Source organism: Psychroflexus longus, from assembly GCF_020164595.1.
In the GTDB taxonomy this organism is placed as follows: Bacteria; Bacteroidota; Bacteroidia; order Flavobacteriales; family Flavobacteriaceae; genus Psychroflexus; species Psychroflexus longus.
This window is the reverse complement of the sequence record NZ_JAIQZE010000001.1, coordinates 116,155-134,379: the sequence shown is the minus strand read 5'-3', so window position 1 is coordinate 134,379 and position 18,225 is coordinate 116,155. Positions and strand designations below refer to the sequence as shown.

11 protein-coding genes and 2 pseudogenes are annotated in these 18,225 nt (G+C 35.6%); 8 read left to right on the top strand and 5 right to left on the bottom strand.

Annotated elements, in window-relative coordinates; translation table 11 throughout:
* Positions 1 to 668: 668 nt before the first annotated feature.
* A pseudogene (locus LB452_RS00600) lies at positions 669 to 1,445 on the bottom strand (prohibitin family protein).
* A 399-nt stretch (positions 1,446 to 1,844) separates the two neighbouring features.
* Between LB452_RS00600 and LB452_RS00595 the strand changes: the two are divergent.
* Positions 1,845 to 3,359, top strand: a complete 1,515-nt coding sequence (locus LB452_RS00595) for a BCCT family transporter (protein ID WP_224459790.1) — start codon at positions 1,845 to 1,847, stop codon at positions 3,357 to 3,359.
* 215 nt (positions 3,360 to 3,574) lie between these two features.
* Here LB452_RS00595 and LB452_RS00590 read toward each other — a convergent pair whose 3' ends face one another.
* Positions 3,575 to 4,111 (bottom strand): 1-acyl-sn-glycerol-3-phosphate acyltransferase, encoded by a 537-nt coding sequence (locus tag LB452_RS00590; RefSeq protein WP_224459789.1) that lies wholly within the window; start codon positions 4,109 to 4,111, stop codon positions 3,575 to 3,577.
* Between the two features lie 202 nt (positions 4,112 to 4,313).
* Between LB452_RS00590 and LB452_RS00585 the strand changes: the two genes are divergently transcribed.
* The 3 genes from LB452_RS00585 (at position 4,314) to LB452_RS00575 (ending at position 8,743) form a co-directional block, all read left to right on the top strand.
* On the top strand, positions 4,314 to 4,739 hold the full coding sequence (locus LB452_RS00585; RefSeq protein WP_224459788.1) for a nucleoside deaminase: 426 nt from the start codon (positions 4,314 to 4,316) through the stop codon (positions 4,737 to 4,739).
* Positions 4,740 to 5,421: 682 nt separating this feature from the next.
* Complete coding sequence (locus tag LB452_RS00580; RefSeq protein WP_224459787.1) at positions 5,422 to 6,975, top strand: DUF4842 domain-containing protein; 1,554 nt, start codon at positions 5,422 to 5,424, stop codon at positions 6,973 to 6,975.
* Positions 6,976 to 7,204: 229 nt separating this feature from the next.
* Positions 7,205 to 8,743, top strand: a complete 1,539-nt coding sequence (locus tag LB452_RS00575) for a DUF4842 domain-containing protein (protein ID WP_224459786.1) — start codon at positions 7,205 to 7,207, stop codon at positions 8,741 to 8,743.
* A 278-nt stretch (positions 8,744 to 9,021) separates the two neighbouring features.
* Here the strand turns inward: LB452_RS00575 and LB452_RS00570 are convergent, their stop codons facing one another.
* Positions 9,022 to 9,609, bottom strand: coding sequence for a DUF6642 family protein (locus LB452_RS00570; RefSeq protein WP_224459785.1), 588 nt, complete (start codon positions 9,607 to 9,609; stop codon positions 9,022 to 9,024).
* A gap of 348 nt (positions 9,610 to 9,957) precedes the next feature.
* On the opposite strand from LB452_RS00570, the pseudogene mnmH reads away from it, so the two are divergent.
* From mnmH to LB452_RS00555, 4 genes and pseudogenes are all read left to right on the top strand, one after another.
* Positions 9,958 to 10,953, top strand: a pseudogene (gene mnmH, locus LB452_RS13515) (tRNA 2-selenouridine(34) synthase MnmH); the annotation flags it as partial.
* 21 nt (positions 10,954 to 10,974) lie between these two features.
* Positions 10,975 to 12,006, top strand: a complete 1,032-nt coding sequence (gene selD, locus LB452_RS13510; RefSeq protein ID WP_262902948.1) for a selenide, water dikinase SelD — start codon at positions 10,975 to 10,977, stop codon at positions 12,004 to 12,006.
* A gap of 111 nt (positions 12,007 to 12,117) precedes the next feature.
* A complete protein-coding gene (locus tag LB452_RS00560) occupies positions 12,118 to 13,773 on the top strand; it encodes an L-lactate permease (RefSeq protein ID WP_224459783.1) in 1,656 nt (551 codons plus the stop codon).
* A gap of 231 nt (positions 13,774 to 14,004) precedes the next feature.
* Complete coding sequence (locus LB452_RS00555; protein WP_224459782.1) at positions 14,005 to 14,787, top strand: Fpg/Nei family DNA glycosylase; 783 nt, start codon at positions 14,005 to 14,007, stop codon at positions 14,785 to 14,787.
* Between the two features lie 146 nt (positions 14,788 to 14,933).
* Here the strand turns inward: LB452_RS00555 and LB452_RS00550 are convergent, their stop codons facing one another.
* Together LB452_RS00550 and LB452_RS00545 are read right to left on the bottom strand one after the other, a co-directional pair.
* Positions 14,934 to 17,483: an ABC transporter permease gene (locus LB452_RS00550; RefSeq protein ID WP_224459781.1), complete on the bottom strand. Its 2,550-nt coding sequence runs from the start codon at positions 17,481 to 17,483 to the stop codon at positions 14,934 to 14,936.
* Positions 17,483 to 18,169, bottom strand: coding sequence for an ABC transporter ATP-binding protein (locus LB452_RS00545; protein WP_224459780.1), 687 nt, complete (start codon positions 18,167 to 18,169; stop codon positions 17,483 to 17,485). The genes LB452_RS00550 and LB452_RS00545 overlap by 1 nt, the downstream gene beginning before the upstream one ends.
* Positions 18,170 to 18,225 lie beyond the last annotated feature (56 nt).

Below are 18,225 nucleotides of genomic sequence, written 5' to 3'. Positions count from 1 at the left end.
TGAATTAATTTAGTTTCAAATCCTGTTCAGTTTTATGGTATTCCAGCATATTTGAAAGTAATAATTGCCTTATATTCGTCTAAAATTAATAATAATAAGGGTAAACGATCGCGTAAACGATTTTACTTTTTTTTGCTATAAAAAGGTTAATTTCATCAAAATATAGCGATTTTGATGAAACTCATAACCCGAAGGTCACTGGTTCGAGTCCAGTCCCCGCTACTAATTAAAGCTTCACATCCATATGAGGCTTTTTTTTGTATAATACATCATGATTTTAGGCATTTATTTATTGAAAAGGATAAAAACTTATTTTACAAAAGATTTTGATTAGGCTTAGTCAAACACTCATGAGATTGGCGAGGATTTATTTCAATTAAAGTTAAAAGTCAATGCAAAAAATTGAATAAAAAATGAAATGCACTAAGCTAATCATTGATTGACATAGTACTAAACTCCAAACCTCTAGTAATATGCATAGAATTATACAAATCCACTTCAAAGACTTAAACGCTTGATTGATTAAAAATTGAATTGGTGGATTAAAACCCAATGAGATTGATTGTGAAATTTAAAAACAATAAGGACTTACTATAAATAAGAGAACCTATCTAGTTTAATTTAGATAGGTTCTAAAGCCAATTCAAAATCATCAAAATTATTTAACTCTAATTCGTATTCAACATGACAGGAGCCTTACCGTCAGTAATGATGATTTTGGTATTAGGTGATTTGCTCAACTCTCTAAAGGCTTCAATACTTTGAAATTGAATAAGCATTGGGGATAAGCCTTCATTAATGATGGCTTGGGAATCACGTATACCTTTTGCTTCAACACGTTTCCTGTTCGCTTCCTTTTCTTCTCTTTGAACTAAAAATTCCAATTCTTCAATTTGTTGTTCTGCTCTCAATTTATCTTCAATAGCAGAAGAAAGCCTAGCTGGTAAATTTATGCTTTTAAGCAGAACAGCTTGGATATCAAATCCTTTACTTGCTAAAAGTTCATTCATATCTGCCTTTATAGACTCTTCTATTTCATTTCTTTAAAGACTATGCATATCTTTCGCAAAGTATTTTGCTGAAATGTTTGCAGAGGAAGATCTTAAGGTATTGATCAACACATCCCGTTCAAAGTTTTTACCAATATCTCGGATAATGTTGGGAGCCTCATTTTTATCGATATTATACAAAACCGATACTTCTGAAACAATTGTCAAACCTTCTTTAGAAGGTAATAATAAAGTCTGTTCAACATTGTTTGTTCTTACCAAAACCCTGAGGTAGATTGTTGTGATAGGATTGTAGAATCGAAATCCTTCTTCCACGGGTTCATTACTCAATTTTCCCAGGCGTTGTTTCACTCCAACTTCACCAGGTCTAATAACTGCACAACTGCTTAAAAAGACAGCTGCAAGTGTCAAGCTTAAAAAGATTTTTAGTTTCATGTTTTTTATTAAAAATACATACTTTTTCTATCTTTATAATGATGATAATTCAAAATTTAAGTAATAATTATAATTATAATTTATTTAAAATTTGATTTCATTGAATAATTAATAATATGTATAAATAATTTTAATGTTTATTCAATTCATTTTTCCCATTTAAGATCTGTTATTAAATCCTAAAGAACCTCACCTTAAAAACAATAAGATAGTTTTTAATTTAAATTGCATTTTTAAAGCGATTAAAAGCAATTATTAGTTTCATTTGAAAACATGAAATTGAGATCGAATTACTTATACGCTCGATCTATTTTATTTTTGATAGTTTGCGACTGAAACTTACGCAGTTGAATATTTAGGTATTAAAATGATTAATACCTTTAATACTAATGATAGAACATGAAGAACTACACTAACAGATATTTCGACATTTCAAAACCAGTATTTATTCCCTCCGCTTTAATAACAGTGATTTTTGTTGCATTCACAATAATTTTCAATGAACAAGCCGAAGCAGGATTTTCAAGTTTCAGAACCTATATGTCTGAGAATTTTGGCTGGTTCATCAATATAGCTATAAATTATTTTTTGTTTTTCGTCATTTTTATAGCCTTTAGTCGATTTGGAAAAATAAGGATTGGGGGAGAAGAGGCGCGTCCCGATTTTAACAAATTTTCGTGGATTGCTATGTTGTTTTCGGCAGGAATGGGTATTGGCCTGGTCTACTTTAGTGTTGCAGAACCCATGTTGCATTTTAGTAATCCTATTGAGGCCGGTCTTTCTGGAGTAGAGAATTCGAAGTTGGCGATGAAGCACACTTTTTTCCATTATGGATTTCATGTTTGGGGAATATATACGTTGCTTGGCATTGCTTTAGCCTATTTCACCTTCAATAAAAAAGCGCCATTATCCATAAAATCAACCCTAAAACCACTTTTTGGAAACTACATGAATTCTTTTGTCGGTTACGCGATAGATGTCGTTGCCGTTCTAGCCACGCTGTTTGGTCTGGCAACTACACTTGGCTTTGGTGCAGTTCAGTTTACAACTGGTATTTCTGAATTGTCAGGTTTATCAAATTCTGTGAATCTTCAAATTCTATCTATTATTGGAATCACATTAATAGCAACGGTGTCGGTACTTTCGGGATTGAATAAAGGTCTAAAATATTTGAGCAATTTCAATATGATCATTGCTGGAATTGTATTTCTTTTTATTTTATTTGTAGGTTCTACCGTTCTGTTATTTGATGGATTTGTTGAAAGTTTGGGCTTATACCTCACTGATTTTTTTGAAATGAGTACTTACAGGAATCAATATGGGGAGCAGGGAAAATGGTTTAAATCCTGGTCAATGTTTTACTGGGTGTGGTGGATCTCCTGGTCGCCATTTGTAGGAACCTTTATTGCTAGAATTTCCAAAGGAAGAACACTTCAAGACATTGCTATTTACGGCCTATTGGTGCCTTCTTTATTTTCTATGCTTTGGATGTCAGTATTAGGTGGAACAGCCCTGGACATGCAACTTAATTCTGTCATAGATTTAGCTCAGGTCGTGACCGACGACAGCTCTATGGGACTTTTCAAAATGCTGGAAAATCTACCGTATTACAAAATCACTGCAATTTTGAGCATCATTCTCGTAGGAACTTTTTTCATCACTTCTTCTGATAGTGGTTCGTTGGTGGTAGATTTTATGACTTCTGGGGGTAAGCTTGACGCTCCAAAAGGTCAGAAAGTATTTTGGGCATTTATGGAAGGTTCTATTGCTATTGCTCTTCTTATTGGTGGTGGTTTGTCTGCACTACAATCTGCATCCATTTCGACTGGTTTTCCTTTTGCTATTATCTTGATTTTTGTAAGTATATCTCTGCTTAAGAGTCTGAAAAAAGACGATCAGCTAAAGAAAAATTAAGTCGAATTCAAAACTCTTACATCATTTTAGAGTTGCTTTACTTTAAATTTTTAGTCTGAATGAAATTGAGTAGAAATTTCCGTCTTTAACTTTTAGGTATTCAAACAATTATAGACTATTGCGTACTTAAACAGTTCAATTCCTATTTTAAGTTATTCCAAAGTTTTTAAAGAATTTACACCAGCTTAAAAAAAATATGTTCTTCTGCTTTTAGTTCAAGTGTATTCAGGAATTTTTCCCACTACGCCTTGGTAAAATTGCTCCAAGACTTGCACATCTTTTTCATAATTACCTGTGGTGTAAAAAGGTTCTGAAATCTTTACTGTTTTGGAGGAATAGTCTAATGCAACAGCTGTGATCGGAACTTTTGCATGATGGGCGATATAATAAAATCCGCTTCTCCAACGATTCACTTTTTTTCTAGTGCCTTCAGGAGCTATAGCGAGTCTGAATTCTTTTTTTGAATTGAATAAGTTGACAATCTGTTCAACTTTATTTTGCTTGGATGAGCGTTCAATTGGTTCTCCACCCATCCAGCTGAAATACCAGCCAAAAGGGGAATCAAACAATTCCTTTTTGGCCACATAATGGATGGGAACCTGTACAATTTTCCTTACAAGAGCTCCCATATAGAAGTCGTGCCAGCTAGTATGAGGCAATAGAATGACGACCGTCTTCAGAATTGTTTTATCAAATTCACCTTGAATTGACCACCCTAAAATAGATTTGAAAATGAATTTAGCAAAACGCATTTTTGAAATATTAGTCAACAATTAGATATAAACAATAAAAGTAAAAATGTTTTTCTATTTCAGTATAAATAGAGAATGAAAAACTCGGTGTAATTGATATTTACAGAAAAAGAGAAATTAAAAGTTGTCTAAATAAAATTATAATAAAAATTATTCTTGCTAAGATGAACTTAATAGCTTTGTTGCTGATAAACAAACAAAGATGTCAAAAGATAAAAACTTCTGGATGTGTAAAGCGATAGACCAAGCTATTTTAGGAAATTCACCCTTTGGTGCTGTGATCGTTAATAAAGAACAGGACCACATAGAAGCTTACAACACCACAAAACATGATGGTCCTGTAGCTCATGCCGAAATCAACGTCATTCAAAAATTAAAATACTTGGATTATAATGACGCCAGTAAGCTTACACTTTACTCTACTGTAGAGCCTTGTCCAATGTGTATGAGTGCAATTGTTTGGGCTGGTATTGGAAAGGTAGTTTACGGTGCTTCTATAGAGGATGCTTCAGAATTCGGACATCAAATTCAAATTAGATGCAAAGAGGTCGCTCAAAAATCCTGGTATACTATTGTAATAGAATCTGCAGTAGAAAAAGAACGATGTTTAGCACTTTTTCAGAAATAAAATATGTTAGACTTGAACTATCTCTTTGATTTGATGAGTAAATTATAAATCATCTTTCTAAAGGTTATTCTATTTTATGCAAGTGAGGTAAATCTTTATTGACTAGAAAGTATATTCTATGTAAAACAAACTTCAGTCCCTTTGTTAATTATCCTAATTATTTGAGACGGGTTTTCTCCAATTCTTTATCAAATAGATTTACAATTTAAAGTCGTTATCAACTAAAACTTATAATTATAAGCTAAACTGAGAGTCTTCATCTCTTTAAAGCCTAATATAAGTACTATTCCCTAATCAGATACAATTCAAAACCTGAATTATCCAATCTCTACTTTATTTAAGGTCAAAATACTGATTCTAAAGACTTTAATATCACTATTATAAAAAAGTAAGCAATTTTTTTGTGTTTTATTTAAGAATAAATATTACCATTTATTCATTTTTAATGCTATTAAATTTAGGTAAAAATCAATAAGAATCTGCTTTTCAGTGTATTAACAATTTGTTGATAACTTTTCTAAAGCTTGTTTTTTGTTAAAAAACTAAGGAAAAATATAGTTAAATCCTAATTTTATCATAAATAAAAAACTGAGAATTATGGAACCACACATTAGATCCCCTGAGAATTATCAACTGAAAAGACGCTTTTTATTCAAAATTTAAACCTTAAAACATTAAAATCATGAAAAATTTATTAAAACCTTTCAGCTTACTTTTTGCTTGCATTGCAATGCTTTTTATGTATTCCTGTCAAGATGAAGAATCCACATCACAAGAAGAACAAGGTGGTGTTGAGTTCCTTCTTGCTGGAGACCGGGTAAGTAATGCTAAGTCTGGAATTGCAAATGCTAAAAACGATGCAGAATCTTGTGACATGGCTTTAGCTTCTTATGCTGTTATAGAAATTAGCGGAGATACCTATGAGATCGATCTAAAAGCATGGGGCGATAGTTATAAGACAGATCTTATAGAGCTCGGACCAGGAACTTATCAAGTGACTAATGTGCAACTTTTTGATGCCGATGGTCATCCACTTTATGCAACACCTATGGCAAATAGTGAGTTCGGACCTTTTGTAAGTCAGGCGCTACCTTTCGACGTAACTGTTGAAAATTACAGAAAAATAGAATATGATGTAGAAGTACTCTGTGTTGAAGAGTTCACTCCACCACAATTTGGATTTGTTTTTTGGGATGTAACAATCAAAGAAGTTAAAAATCTATGTGTATTCACTAACTTCTGCGAGCCAGATGCTGGACACGCAGTAGCCTCACTAGAAGCGTTTATCTATCCAAATGAAGAATCTACTTCTGAAGAAGATTTAATCTGGACAGGTTCTGCAGATGGTGACTATGATAGTGAAAACCCAGATAATGAACTACTTTGCTTAAAATTCCCTTATGACCCTAGCATCCCTACAGAAGATCAATCATTCTACGTTGAGTTATTAGTAAATGGTGTATTATTTACAGGAACTATGCCATTGGATAGAGTTGATATGATCAATGCAGAAGATGGATACCTTCACTTAAATGAAAATTGTCAAGGTGATTTTGATATCTTTAGTACTAGTTCAAATATTGCTTGGGAGGATCTTAATGATGATGCAGGAAGGAACGATGGTGATCACAACGACTTTATTGTGAACGTAACTACGTTTACAGATATTACTTCGGGTGACTTAACATTTGTCTTTGAGCCACTAGCTCGAGGTGGAGGCTTTGATCATGCTTTCAGATTCTGGTTGCCTGGTAATTCTTCAAATTATACGATCTCTTCTGCTAGCTCAGGTGTTTCTGCATCAGATGTGGCTGGAAACACAGAGGTGACAGTTTATCCATCTACAAACTCTGCATTTCCTTCAGGTAATGACTATGTAAATACGAAATGTCCTGGTATCAGTGAAGCTGGGAATATAGTCACAGTTACAGTTGATGTTTCAAATGCTTCAAACTTTGTTTATTTTCTTTTAAATCCATTTGATGCAAATTTAGATGTAACTGGTGGCGGTAATACGTATGATTTAACCATTGGAAATTTATTCACAACATCTACTTATACAGATAGAGACGGAAATCAATTCCCTAATGCTTTGATTACTCCAGGAGACTACAAATGGCTTTTAGATGGTTTTGACATCAGAGATCATTATATAGCACCGGACTACCTTGTTCCAAACAACAACGGAACTGATCCAGAATTATGGGTAAACTCTAGTTGTGGTAGTGGTTCTTAAATTGTTAGAAAGAACATGGTTCAAATTCTTAGTACAGGCCTATTAGAACAGCCTCGTCTAAGTCATATCGAAGGCTGCTTTTTAGCAGTCTTCTTTAAATCAAAGTATTCAAGCTTAATATAAATAAAAAATCAATTGTTATGGATTTACAAATTAGGTCACCAGTAAGAAATTGTTCAATCAGACATTTCAAAACAGAAAAATTTAAGAATCAAAATTTAATTAAATCATGAATAATTTATCAAAAACATTTAATCTATTAATTGCTTTCTTTGCACTGGTATTTTTATACTCTTGTCAAAATGAAGAAGGGGATAGCATTTCGGAAGAAGCCAGTGGTGTTGAATTTGTATTATCTGGTCATAGGGTTGCTGACGCCAAGTCTGATGCTAAATCTAGTGATTCAGCTAAAGATGAAGAGGCATGTGACATGGCATTAGCTTCCTACGCGGTGTTGACTATGGGAGGAATAGATTATACCATAGACATGAAAGCTTGGGGAGATAGCTATAAAACAGACCTCATAGAATTAGATCCTGGAACTTATCAAGTGACTAGTTTTGTTCTTTTTGATGGCAACGGTGATGAATTATTTGCTACGCCACTTACAGGTAGCGAGTTTGGCCCTTTTGTAAGTCAGTCCCTACCGTTTGATGTAAGAGTAGAAAACTATAGAAAAATAGAATATGATATTGAAGTACTATGCATTGAGGAGTTTACTCCACCTCAATTTGGTTTTGTTTTCTGGGATGTAACAATCAAGGAAGTCAAAAATTTATGTGTATTTGCAAACTTCTGTGAGCCAGACGCTGGACACGCAGTAGCCTCACTAGAAGCGTTTATTTATCCTAATGAAGAATCTACTTCTGAAGAAGATTTAATCTGGACAGGTTCTGCTGACGGTGATTATGATAGCGATAATCCAGATAATGAACTCCTTTGCTTAAAATTCCCTTATGATCCAAGTATTCCTACAGAAGATCAATCATTCTACATCGAGTTATTCGTTAATGGTATATTATTCGAAGGGACAATGTCACTAGACAGAGTTGACATGATCAATGCAGAAGATGGTTATCTACACTTAAACGAAAACTGTGATGGAGATTTCGATATCTTTAGCAATACTTACAATGTAGCATGGGAAGCTCTGAGAGGTAATGATAACCAAAATGACGCTGACTATAATGATTTAATTGTACAAACTAAGTCATTTACAGATATCAATACAGGAGAATTAAACTTTGTATTTGAGCCACTTGCGCGTAGCGCAGGATCTGAGCTTGCGTTCAAATTCTGGTTACCTGGAACTGGTTATGTGATCTCTGGAGATGCTTTTAGTGTAGATGACTCATCAGGTAATACAGAGGTAGTCGTTTATGAAAACACTAGGCAGGCTGCATTTAACACTAATAGCGGTTTTGTAAATGCTAGATGTAACGATGTAACGGGAAATGGTATTGTGAAAACCGTAAAGGTTGATATTACTAATGCTCCAGACTTTACATATTTTCTTCTAAATCCATATGATGCAAATCTAGGTGTAGATGGAAATGACGGCATATTTGACCTTACAATGGGTAATATGTTTACGCCTTCCACTTTCACAAAAGATGGACAAGAAATGAAAAATGGTTTAATTACTCCTAAGGATTGGAAATGGGTTGTAGACCGTGTAGATATTAGGACCGTTTATGGACCTAGCTTCGATACGAATTTTACTCCTGTAAGTAATTTGGGAAGTTTGTATGAAAGTTGTGGTCTGTAAACTTAACTGCAATATTTAAATTCAAACTTTAGCATAGATTTTAATAAGATCTCTGCTAAGTAATAACAAAGGCTGCTCTCAAGAGCAGCCTTCTTTTTTCTGTCACTCTAAACACTAAAATAAAACAGAATTCACAAACTATACTATTCAAAAATAAGTAGTATTTATTTGTAGTGATTTAAAGTCTTAAAATCCATCTAATTGATCAACCTCTTTATAATTTTTGAAATCTATTATACCAAAGAGTAAATAAAATCTTAATAGGCATTAAGGGTTTATTAATAATACAACCTAAAGTCAAGCAGTTTACAGAGTTTATAATGCTTTTGGAACATTATTTCTACGACATCTCTAAGGTCATCATTTTCATAAAACAAGCTGAAAAAGGCCCTGTCGATTGTAAATGCACTCGACATGCTTTCAGATTGAAATCCGTATCCCGATATGGCTCTCGCGCCAGTCACATCAAGGAAATACTGAGACTCTTCATCGGTAAGATCCAAAACTTTTTTGTTGGAAAAATGTATGACTTTCCCTTTCATTTTGCCTTCAAAAAGTTCTGCTATCTCTTCAATGCTATAGTGGTAATCATTAATCAAAATAGTATTGGAATCACCCGGCAGGACCAAGTAGATGATTTCATAATCTTTGAAGTTATGGTCATCATACAACAAATAACTTAAACTTTCCTCAAGTCCTTCCATGGTATCACAAGCTTTGTAAATACTGCTTATATCTTGAGTTAACGCCATATCTTCCAGGATTTTTACTACCTCAGTGGATCGAGTAGTGTCTGCATCTTGAACGGCTTCAAGGCAGTAGATGAAATTTTCAACTTGGGTAGAGGGTAAATTTACTTTATTCATTAATTAAAAATTTGCGGTCACTATTATTCATAATCCGACTATCTGTAATGATTTCAATTCATTATTAAATATTTTTAGTAAAAATAATCTAACTCATTTCCAATATAGAACTGACTGCGTGGACCAACAAGTCATTTATTATATTTTATGAAAATATTTTAAAGCCCTTATTCAATATTCATCAGCAGGCCTTTCAAATCAAAGTTTATACATTTTTTAAAATATTTTAGACAGCCTACGTTTTCCTTAAAACTATTATTGAATTATTAGTTAGCATTCAATTAATAAACTAAAGTGAAAACTTCCATTCATAATTTAAAGGACTATTAATAAACTCTATGTTTGTGTATGGTTAATTTCATAAACATACAAGCAGCTTTAGACCTTCAATTGCCGATTATTGACGTCCGTTCTCCCTCAGAACATGAAAAGGGTCATATTCCAAATTCATACAATATTCCTTTATTCAGTAATGAAGAGAGGGTACATGTAGGAACTGTTTATAAGCAGCAATCCAAAGAAGCAGCTATTGAGTTAGGCTACACTTATGTTAATCCTAAACTTCAAACTTATATCCAGGAAGCAAAAAAAGTAGCTTCAAAAGGTTCTGTAATTATTCATTGTTGGAGAGGAGGGATGCGAAGTCAATCTTTTGCAGAACATTTAATGGCTAACGGGTTCGATGAAGTAAAAGTGATAGAAGGCGGTTACAAAGCTTTTAGAAACTTTGTTCTTGATTATTTTAAAACGTCTTTTCCTCTAAAGATTATTGGTGGTTATACGGGGAGTGGGAAAACTGAAATCCTTCACGAATTACAGAAACAAGGCGAACAGGTCATAGATTTAGAAGGCTTTGCGAATCACAAAGGCTCTGCTTTTGGGGGTATTGGCCAAGGAGAACAGCCAAGTGTAGAGCAATTTGAAAACAATTTGCAGTACCAGTTTTCTAAATTAGATTTAAAGAGAATCATTTGGCTGGAGGATGAAAGTCAGAATATTGGTAAAGTGATTTTACCAGCCTCATTATTTCATCAAATGCATAAGGCTGAGGTATTATTTTTGGAAATACCCAAAGAAGAACGCGCCAAACATCTGGTGAATGGGTATGCAGATTGTGGAGATGAGTTTTTGAAGGATGGAATCCTAAGAATAAAGAAGCGTCTGGGAGGACTTAGAACACAACAAGCCTTAGATTTTTTAGCTTGCAAAGATTATTATAATGTGGCGTTGATGACGCTCAATTATTACGACAAATACTATTTACTTGGAATTCAAAAAAAAATGACTTCCAGAATAAGAAAACTCAAACTAGCTTCAACGAATCATCATCAAAATGCACTAGATATACTAAAACATATGAAAGAAATGGAAAACATCAAACTGACCGCATATAGTCACGGAGCTGGATGTGGCTGCAAAATATCACCTGCTTTGTTATCGGAGATGCTGCATACCGATCAGCCACAAGTATTGGATAAAAATATTATTGTAGGAAACAGTACACGCGATGATGCTGCCGTTTACGATATGGGAGATGGCACTGGTATTATCACTACTACAGATTTTTTCATGCCCATAGTCGACGATCCTTTTACCTTTGGACAAATTGCAGCAACCAACGCCATAAGTGATATTTTTGCTATGGGTGGACAGCCTATCATGTCAATTGCAATTTTTGGCTGGCCGATCGATAAACTTTCTGCGGAAGTTGCCAGAGAAGTATTAGCTGGCGGTCGTGACGTATGCTCAAGAGTGGGAAGTCCACTGGTAGGCGGACATAGCATTGACAGTCCTGAGCCCATTTTTGGATTGGCGGTTACCGGAAAAATAAATCTAAAGCACCTTAAGCGAAATGATTCAGCCACTCAAGGCTGTAAACTTTATCTCACCAAACCTTTGGGCGTTGGAATATTATCTACAGCTGGCAAACAAGGGAAAATTGATGAAAAAGATATAGACATCGCAGCCAAATCCATGACCACACTGAATTCTATCGGTTTTGAACTCGGAAAAATCGAGGGTGTAAAAGCGATGACAGACGTTACCGGCTTTGGACTTTTGGGACACCTGGTTGAAATGTGTGAGGGAAGTCACTTATCTGCAGAAGTACAATTTGATAAAGTTCCTGTATTTGATGAAGTACATAAATATATTGAACAAGGATGCATACCTGGGGGAACCTATAGAAATTGGAAAAGTTACGGGCATCATACCAGTTTAAAAGACGAGCGCTACAAAGAAATTCTTTGCGATCCACAAACGAGTGGAGGTCTGCTAATTTCTGTTGAAGAAGGTGAACATTTGAAGGTTGAACAGTTGCTCAAAGAAAATGGACTTCAGGCGGTTTCAATAGGAAAAATGAAAGCACAAAAGGAGACTTTAATCAATGTGGTTTAAGAAGTCAGTCATTTAATTCATTTAAACACTGATTTAATTTACAGAAAATATAAATTAATGATAATTTTAGGATGTCATATCGTATATCCTAACCAATCTTAATTTTTATCAATGAACGCATTATTGGCCTTCTTTCCGATTTTATTGACTATAGTTTTAATGGTAGGCTTCAATTGGGGTGCTAAAAAAGCTCTTCCTTTAGCCCTTCTTTCCGCTATACTCATTGCATTCTTTCAATGGGAAATGAATGTTCAAAATGTTTTCGGCTACACGCTTTTCGGATTTCTGAAAGCCTTTGATATTTTGGTGATCATCTTTGGCGCTATTCTAATTTTAAATACGCTAAAGCTTTCCGGCGCCATGGCGACCATAAATAACGGTTTTAACGGAATTACCACAGACAGACGTGTACAAGCCATAATTATTGGTTTTATGTTTGGTGGGTTTATAGAAGGTGCGGCGGGGTTTGGTACTCCTGCAGCATTGGCAGGACCATTACTGGTGGGGTTAGGTTTTCCGCCTTTGGCAGCAGCTTTAGTAGCTCTCATTTTCAATACAGTTCCCGTTCCTTTTGGAGCAGTTGGTACACCAATTTTTGGAGGGATGAGCACATTAGAAGCAAACATAGAAGCTTCTGGAGTAGATCCGGAAACATTCATGATGGCTCTCACAAAATCAATTGCACTGCCCAATGCTGTCGCAGGAATTTTTATTCCAATACTAGCCATAGCTATTTTGACTAAACTTTTTGGAAAAGAAAAATCGTTTAAGCCGGCTTTACAGGCTCTGCCTTTTGCCTTATTCGCGGGGTTTGCTTTTATGATCCCTTATGCCGTGATCGGCTATTTTTTTGGACCAGAATTACCATCTTTAGTCGGAGCTTTTATAGGGATGATTATAGTAGTGGTTGCTGCTAAAAAGGGTTTTTTAGTCCCAAAACAACCCTGGAATTTTCCTGAGGAAAGCAAATGGCCGAAAATCTGGAAATCCAATAGTGATACCGGAGATACTGGCCAAGCTGAAATGTCTTTACTTAAAGCATGGTCTCCATATATGCTTATAGCTATCATTCTTGTCGTCACCAGAATCCCTTCCTTTGGTCTCAAAGATTTTTTGGCTAATCAGCAACTAACTTTAAATAATGTTGCGGGCATCGATGGTTTGGATTACGTTTTGAAATGGGCGTATTTACCCGGAACTATTCCTTTTATTCTAGTAGCTCTATTTACCCAATGGCATCATAAAATGCCTTTGCCAGAAATAAAAAAATCCTGGAAGCTAACCTTTAAACAAGTTAGTGGAGCTGCTATTGCTTTACTTGCTGGTGTAGGTTTAGTACAGCTAATGCTCAACTCTGGAAATAATGCTAGTGGCATGGAAAGCATGCTTACAGAAATGGCATTGGCCACTGCAGATTTGTCGGGTAATTCTTATCCGTTTTTCTCGACACTTATAGGTATGTTAGGCACATTTATGTCCGGTTCCGCAACGGTATCCAATATATTATTTATGTCTTTCCAATATGAAACCGCCTCCATTTTAGGCTTTCCAGAATTATTAATTTTGTCCATGCAGGGTATAGGTGCTGGTATTGGTAATATGATTTGTATTAACAATATAGTAGCTGTTGCTGCAACAGTTGGCTGTCTTGGAGCAGAAGGTAAAATGATACGAACCAATGCTCTTCCTGCTTTTTTATATTACCTCTTCATCACGGCAATTATAGGCACAATGATCTACATTGGTTTCGATCCCTTTTCAGTTTAAAATTAAATTGGAAAAAATTAAAACGATCTAGGTTTACCTTTATAACAGTTGAAACTCTCAATACTGTTTTAAAGTTTACTTTAAGATTTAAGGCTTTTAACTTTCTTAACTATATTGATGTTAAGAGTGTCAATTGCTTGCTTTGATCCAAATTAAGATTTAAAAATTATTTTCCTTGACTAATTTCACCACAATTGAAACACTCTTTTTCTTAACTTTAAATAAAAAAATATGCCTGAATTACCAGAAGTACACGGATATAAAACTTATATAGATAGTACCTCGTTGCATCAGCGTATTGTTGAGCTGGACTGCAGAGATACAAGATTATTTAAGCAACCTAAAACTGAATTTGAAAAACATTTACTGAACTATGAGTTTAAATCGACTCACCGCATCGGCAAATATTTATTCGTTGAAACCACAGGCGAGAAAGTCCTGGTGATTCATTTTGGTATGACCGGTCGACCAAATTATTACAAGAGTGAGGACGACCGACCAAAATTTGGTCATATTCAGTTATCTTTTGACAATGGTTATCATTTTGCTTTTGAAAATAAACGAAAATTTGGCTGGTGGGATCTCACCGATTCCATTGCAAACTTTAAGGAGAAACATAAGCTGAGTGATGATGCCAGAGATTTATCTTTAGGGGATTTTAAGTCTTCTTTAAGCGCTCGCAAAACGGATATAAAAAAAATCATCATGGATCAGAGTGTTGCTGCAGGAGTTGGTAATTGGATGGCAGATGAGATTCTTTACCAATCTAAAATTCATCCCACCAGAAGAGTAGATAACATGACACCTGAAGAAATTGAATCGGTATTTGATGCTATGAAAAAAGTAATCGAAGTGGCTATTGCGAATGATGCACACTATCGAGACTTTCCAAAAGATTTCCTGATGCATTTCAGAAAAGAAGGGGAGACTTGTTACTATACCGGTGCCGAAATTGAAAAAATCAAAGTCGGAGGAAGAACCACTTACTTTTCTCCAGAATGGCAGAAAAAATAAATTCAATATAAGTCGTTTTTAATTGATTTTATAAAATTCAGAAGAAACCTTACAGAGAGTTGCATGTCTATCCTCAGATAAAATTCGTTCAATTCTTAACAACTTGTAATCAATCATGTATAATTAGAATCCTTAAGGCGTATATACTATGAAACTTCCTTCCTCAAAACTTCCAATGGCGGTTTATTGATGACGCTTAGACTGTTGCTAAGTCCTATGACAAGGACAAGTAGAACAATTCCAGGGAAGATGACCAAAACCGGGATAAGTGACGGAACAAATGGAGATTCAAATACCAGCCAGGCCAATAATTGGCTGCTGATAAGAGATAAGACAACACCAGATAATCCTCCAAGGATTCCTAAATACAAATATTCTAAGGCATTAATGTTTATGATTTGACGGCCTTTGGCTCCGAGTGTTCTCAATAACACACTTTCCTTGATGCGTTGATATTTGCTGGTTCGTATCGCACCCAAAAGCACAATTATGCCAATCATAATACTAAAGAAAGCCATAAAATTGATAATCCAGGAAATTTTACCAAGCAGCGTTTCTATGACGTTGAGGATCTGCCTTAAATCAATAATGGATACGTTGGGGTATTTTTTTACTAATTCTTGTTGTAAAACAGCAGATTTTTCATCGCCAGGCACTTTGGTGGTTAAGACATGAAATTGAGGAGCTTTTTCCAAAAGGCCTTCTGGGAAAACAAGTGAGAAATTAAGCTGCATTCTAGACCAGTCCACCTTTCTGATACTTCCCACAACCGCATCTTGTAAAACGCCTTGAATATTGAAGACCAAACGATCGCCAACTTTGACTTTTGCATCTTCAGCAAAATTCTCACTCACGGAGACGGGAACAAGATTCAAGTCTTCTGCCTGAGATGTCCAGGTTCCACTTTTGAGGGTTTCCGAAGCAATAAGTGAATCGCGATAGGTAGTGCGGAATTCATGATTTAAAACCCATCCGTTCACCTGAGACGTGGAGTCTTTTCTGATTTCAGCAACTGATTTACCAGCAATGCTTTGCACACGCATAGTCACGATCGGAATGTCACTCAAAACTGGTAAATCGAATGTGTTTATGGTTTTTGCTAAATCTTCTCTTTGATTACTTTGTACGTCCAGCAGAATAATATTGGGACTATCCGTCTCAGATTCTAAAGAAGCCTGTGCCAGCAATAAATCTTTGCTGAAATAAAGTGTACTGATTAAAAAAGTTCCAACGCCAATGGCAAGGACAAGTGTTAAGGTTTGGTTTTGAGGTCTGAAGAGATTTTGTAAACTCTGTCTGGCTACAAATCCCCAGTTATGCGGAAAATATTTCCTAATAGTCCGCATAAACATATAGGCTATGCCTGCCAAGATTGAAAATGTAGCTAAAATCCCACCCACAAAGGCAAGTGAATACTTCCAGTCCTCCAGTAGCCAGAGTGAAAATAAAAATATGAACAGAAAGATGACCACTGAAACCAAAATAATAGCCTTTCTGGATTTAGTAGAGTTTTCCTTTATGACGCGTAAAGCTTGTAATGGTGAAATGTATAAAGTACCAATTAGAGGATATAGAGCAAATAAGACTGACATAAGCATTCCAAGTAGAATTCCCATGATGATCACTTGGACAGAAAATGTAAGTTGAACATCAACAGGCAATAATCCTTCTAGTAGATAAGGAAATAATTGCTGAAGCAGCAGTCCAAGGCCTGTTCCAAACACACCTCCAACAAACCCCATAAAAGCCACTTGAATGAGATAAATCAAAAAAGTTTGCCTTTTGCTGGCTCCCAGGCATTTTAGTACAGCGACCGCTCGTAATTTTTCTTTAATGTAAATATGAATAGCGCTAGCTATTCCAACACAGCCCAAAAGCAAAGCAATAAACGCCACCAGATTTAGGAATTTCCCAAAATTCTCGTAGCGACGACCAAGTCTGTCACTGGTTGAGGTGTGGGTATCAAGATCAGCCTCTTCTGCGTCAAGAATCGGGTCTAATTTTTTATCAAGCTTTTCTAAGTCTGTATTAGCATCAGCGGTAAAATAAAATTCGTAATCTATTCTACTTCCTGTCTGTACTAAGCCAGATTCTTCAATAAAACGATATGGAATAAGTACTGGTGGTGCTACAGAACTGAAAATAACCGTACTTCCTGGAACAGAATTGAGTGCGCCAGCAATCGGTAAAGTCACGTTACCTATCTTGATGCTGTCTCCAGCTTGGACTCCAAATTGAAGCATAACGGTAGCATCTACCAATGCGGAACCTTCATTCTGATAAGATGTTGCAGCATTTTCAGGCTCTGTTTCCAGTTGACCGTAAAATGGGAATCCACCTTTGATTCCTCTTACCTGCATCAATTTAGTCGCCTTATTCTGAGGAAATGCAGCCATCGATGCAAACTTGATCTCTTCTGCTTTAGGGCCGCCCAGCGAATCCATAATTTGCAAGACGCGCTCATTTGGAGGATCATCGCTATCAATTTTAAAATCTGCACCCATTAATGCTTTAGACTCTGACGAAATATTGTCTTTTAGCGTCACTCCAAAAGATTGTATAGATACTACTGCAGCTATACCAAGCACTATGGAAGCCATAAAAAGAATCAACTTGTTTCCGCTGGACTTGCCATCTCGCCAGGCCATTTTGAAAAGCCAATTCAAACCTGGTTTTGAGTTGTTTGATTTACTCATTATACCTGCTTTTCATTATTCTCCACAATTCTCCCTCCTTTCAATCTCAATATATGCTGCGTTTTATTGGCCAATTCTATATCGTGGGTAACAATGATAAGAGTAGTCCCAGATTCTCTGTTGAGTTCAAAAAGCAGTTCCTCCACTTTTTCTCCAGTTTCAGCATCTAGATTTCCTGTAGGTTCATCTGCAAACAGAATAGAGGGCTTGTTGGAAAAAGCACGCGCCAAAGCCACACGTTGCTGTTCGCCACCAGAAAGCTGAGAAGGATAATGGTGAATACGGTCTCCCAAACCTACTTTTTCCAGTAATTCCTTACCTATTTTTAAAGCTTTTTTATCACCTTGAAGTTCCAGGGGAACAGCTACATTTTCCAATGCCGTTAGGGTGGGCAACAATTGAAAATCCTGAAACACAAATCCAATATGTTTATTTCTAAGCAGTGCGCGTTCATCTTCACCTAGATTACTCAATTCACTTCCGCATAACTTTATAGAACCAGAGTCAGGGCTATCAAGGCCAGCACAAAGCCCAAGCAAAGTTGTCTTTCCACTTCCCGATGGACCAACGATAGCAAAAGTTTTCTGCTCTTCTACTTCAAAGTTAATGTCCTGCAGTACTTTTAAATTCTTGGAACCGCTAGAATAGCTCTTCTCAAGATGGTGAACGTTTAATATCTTTGCCATGTGTAATTGAAATTATTGCTTTCTTAAAAAGAAAACAAAATAAAGAAACAGTTTGG

Excerpts from the sequence above, each read along its gene's own strand:
- selD (WP_262902948.1), top strand. The coding sequence starts at position 10,975 with ATGGAAAACATCAAACTGACCGCATATAGTCACGGAGCTGGATGTGGC.
- LB452_RS00575 (WP_224459786.1), top strand. The coding sequence starts at position 7,205 with ATGAATAATTTATCAAAAACATTTAATCTATTAATTGCTTTCTTTGCA.
- LB452_RS00580 (WP_224459787.1), top strand. The coding sequence starts at position 5,422 with ATGAAAAATTTATTAAAACCTTTCAGCTTACTTTTTGCTTGCATTGCA.
- LB452_RS00560 (WP_224459783.1), top strand. The coding sequence starts at position 12,118 with ATGAACGCATTATTGGCCTTCTTTCCGATTTTATTGACTATAGTTTTA.
- LB452_RS00550 (WP_224459781.1), bottom strand. The coding sequence starts at position 17,483 with ATGAGTAAATCAAACAACTCAAAACCAGGTTTGAATTGGCTTTTCAAA.
- LB452_RS00585 (WP_224459788.1), top strand. The coding sequence starts at position 4,314 with ATGTCAAAAGATAAAAACTTCTGGATGTGTAAAGCGATAGACCAAGCT.
- LB452_RS00570 (WP_224459785.1), bottom strand. The coding sequence starts at position 9,609 with ATGAATAAAGTAAATTTACCCTCTACCCAAGTTGAAAATTTCATCTAC.
- LB452_RS00590 (WP_224459789.1), bottom strand. The coding sequence starts at position 4,111 with ATGCGTTTTGCTAAATTCATTTTCAAATCTATTTTAGGGTGGTCAATT.
- LB452_RS00555 (WP_224459782.1), top strand. The coding sequence starts at position 14,005 with ATGCCTGAATTACCAGAAGTACACGGATATAAAACTTATATAGATAGT.
- LB452_RS00545 (WP_224459780.1), bottom strand. The coding sequence starts at position 18,169 with ATGGCAAAGATATTAAACGTTCACCATCTTGAGAAGAGCTATTCTAGC.
- LB452_RS00595 (WP_224459790.1), top strand. The coding sequence starts at position 1,845 with ATGAAGAACTACACTAACAGATATTTCGACATTTCAAAACCAGTATTT.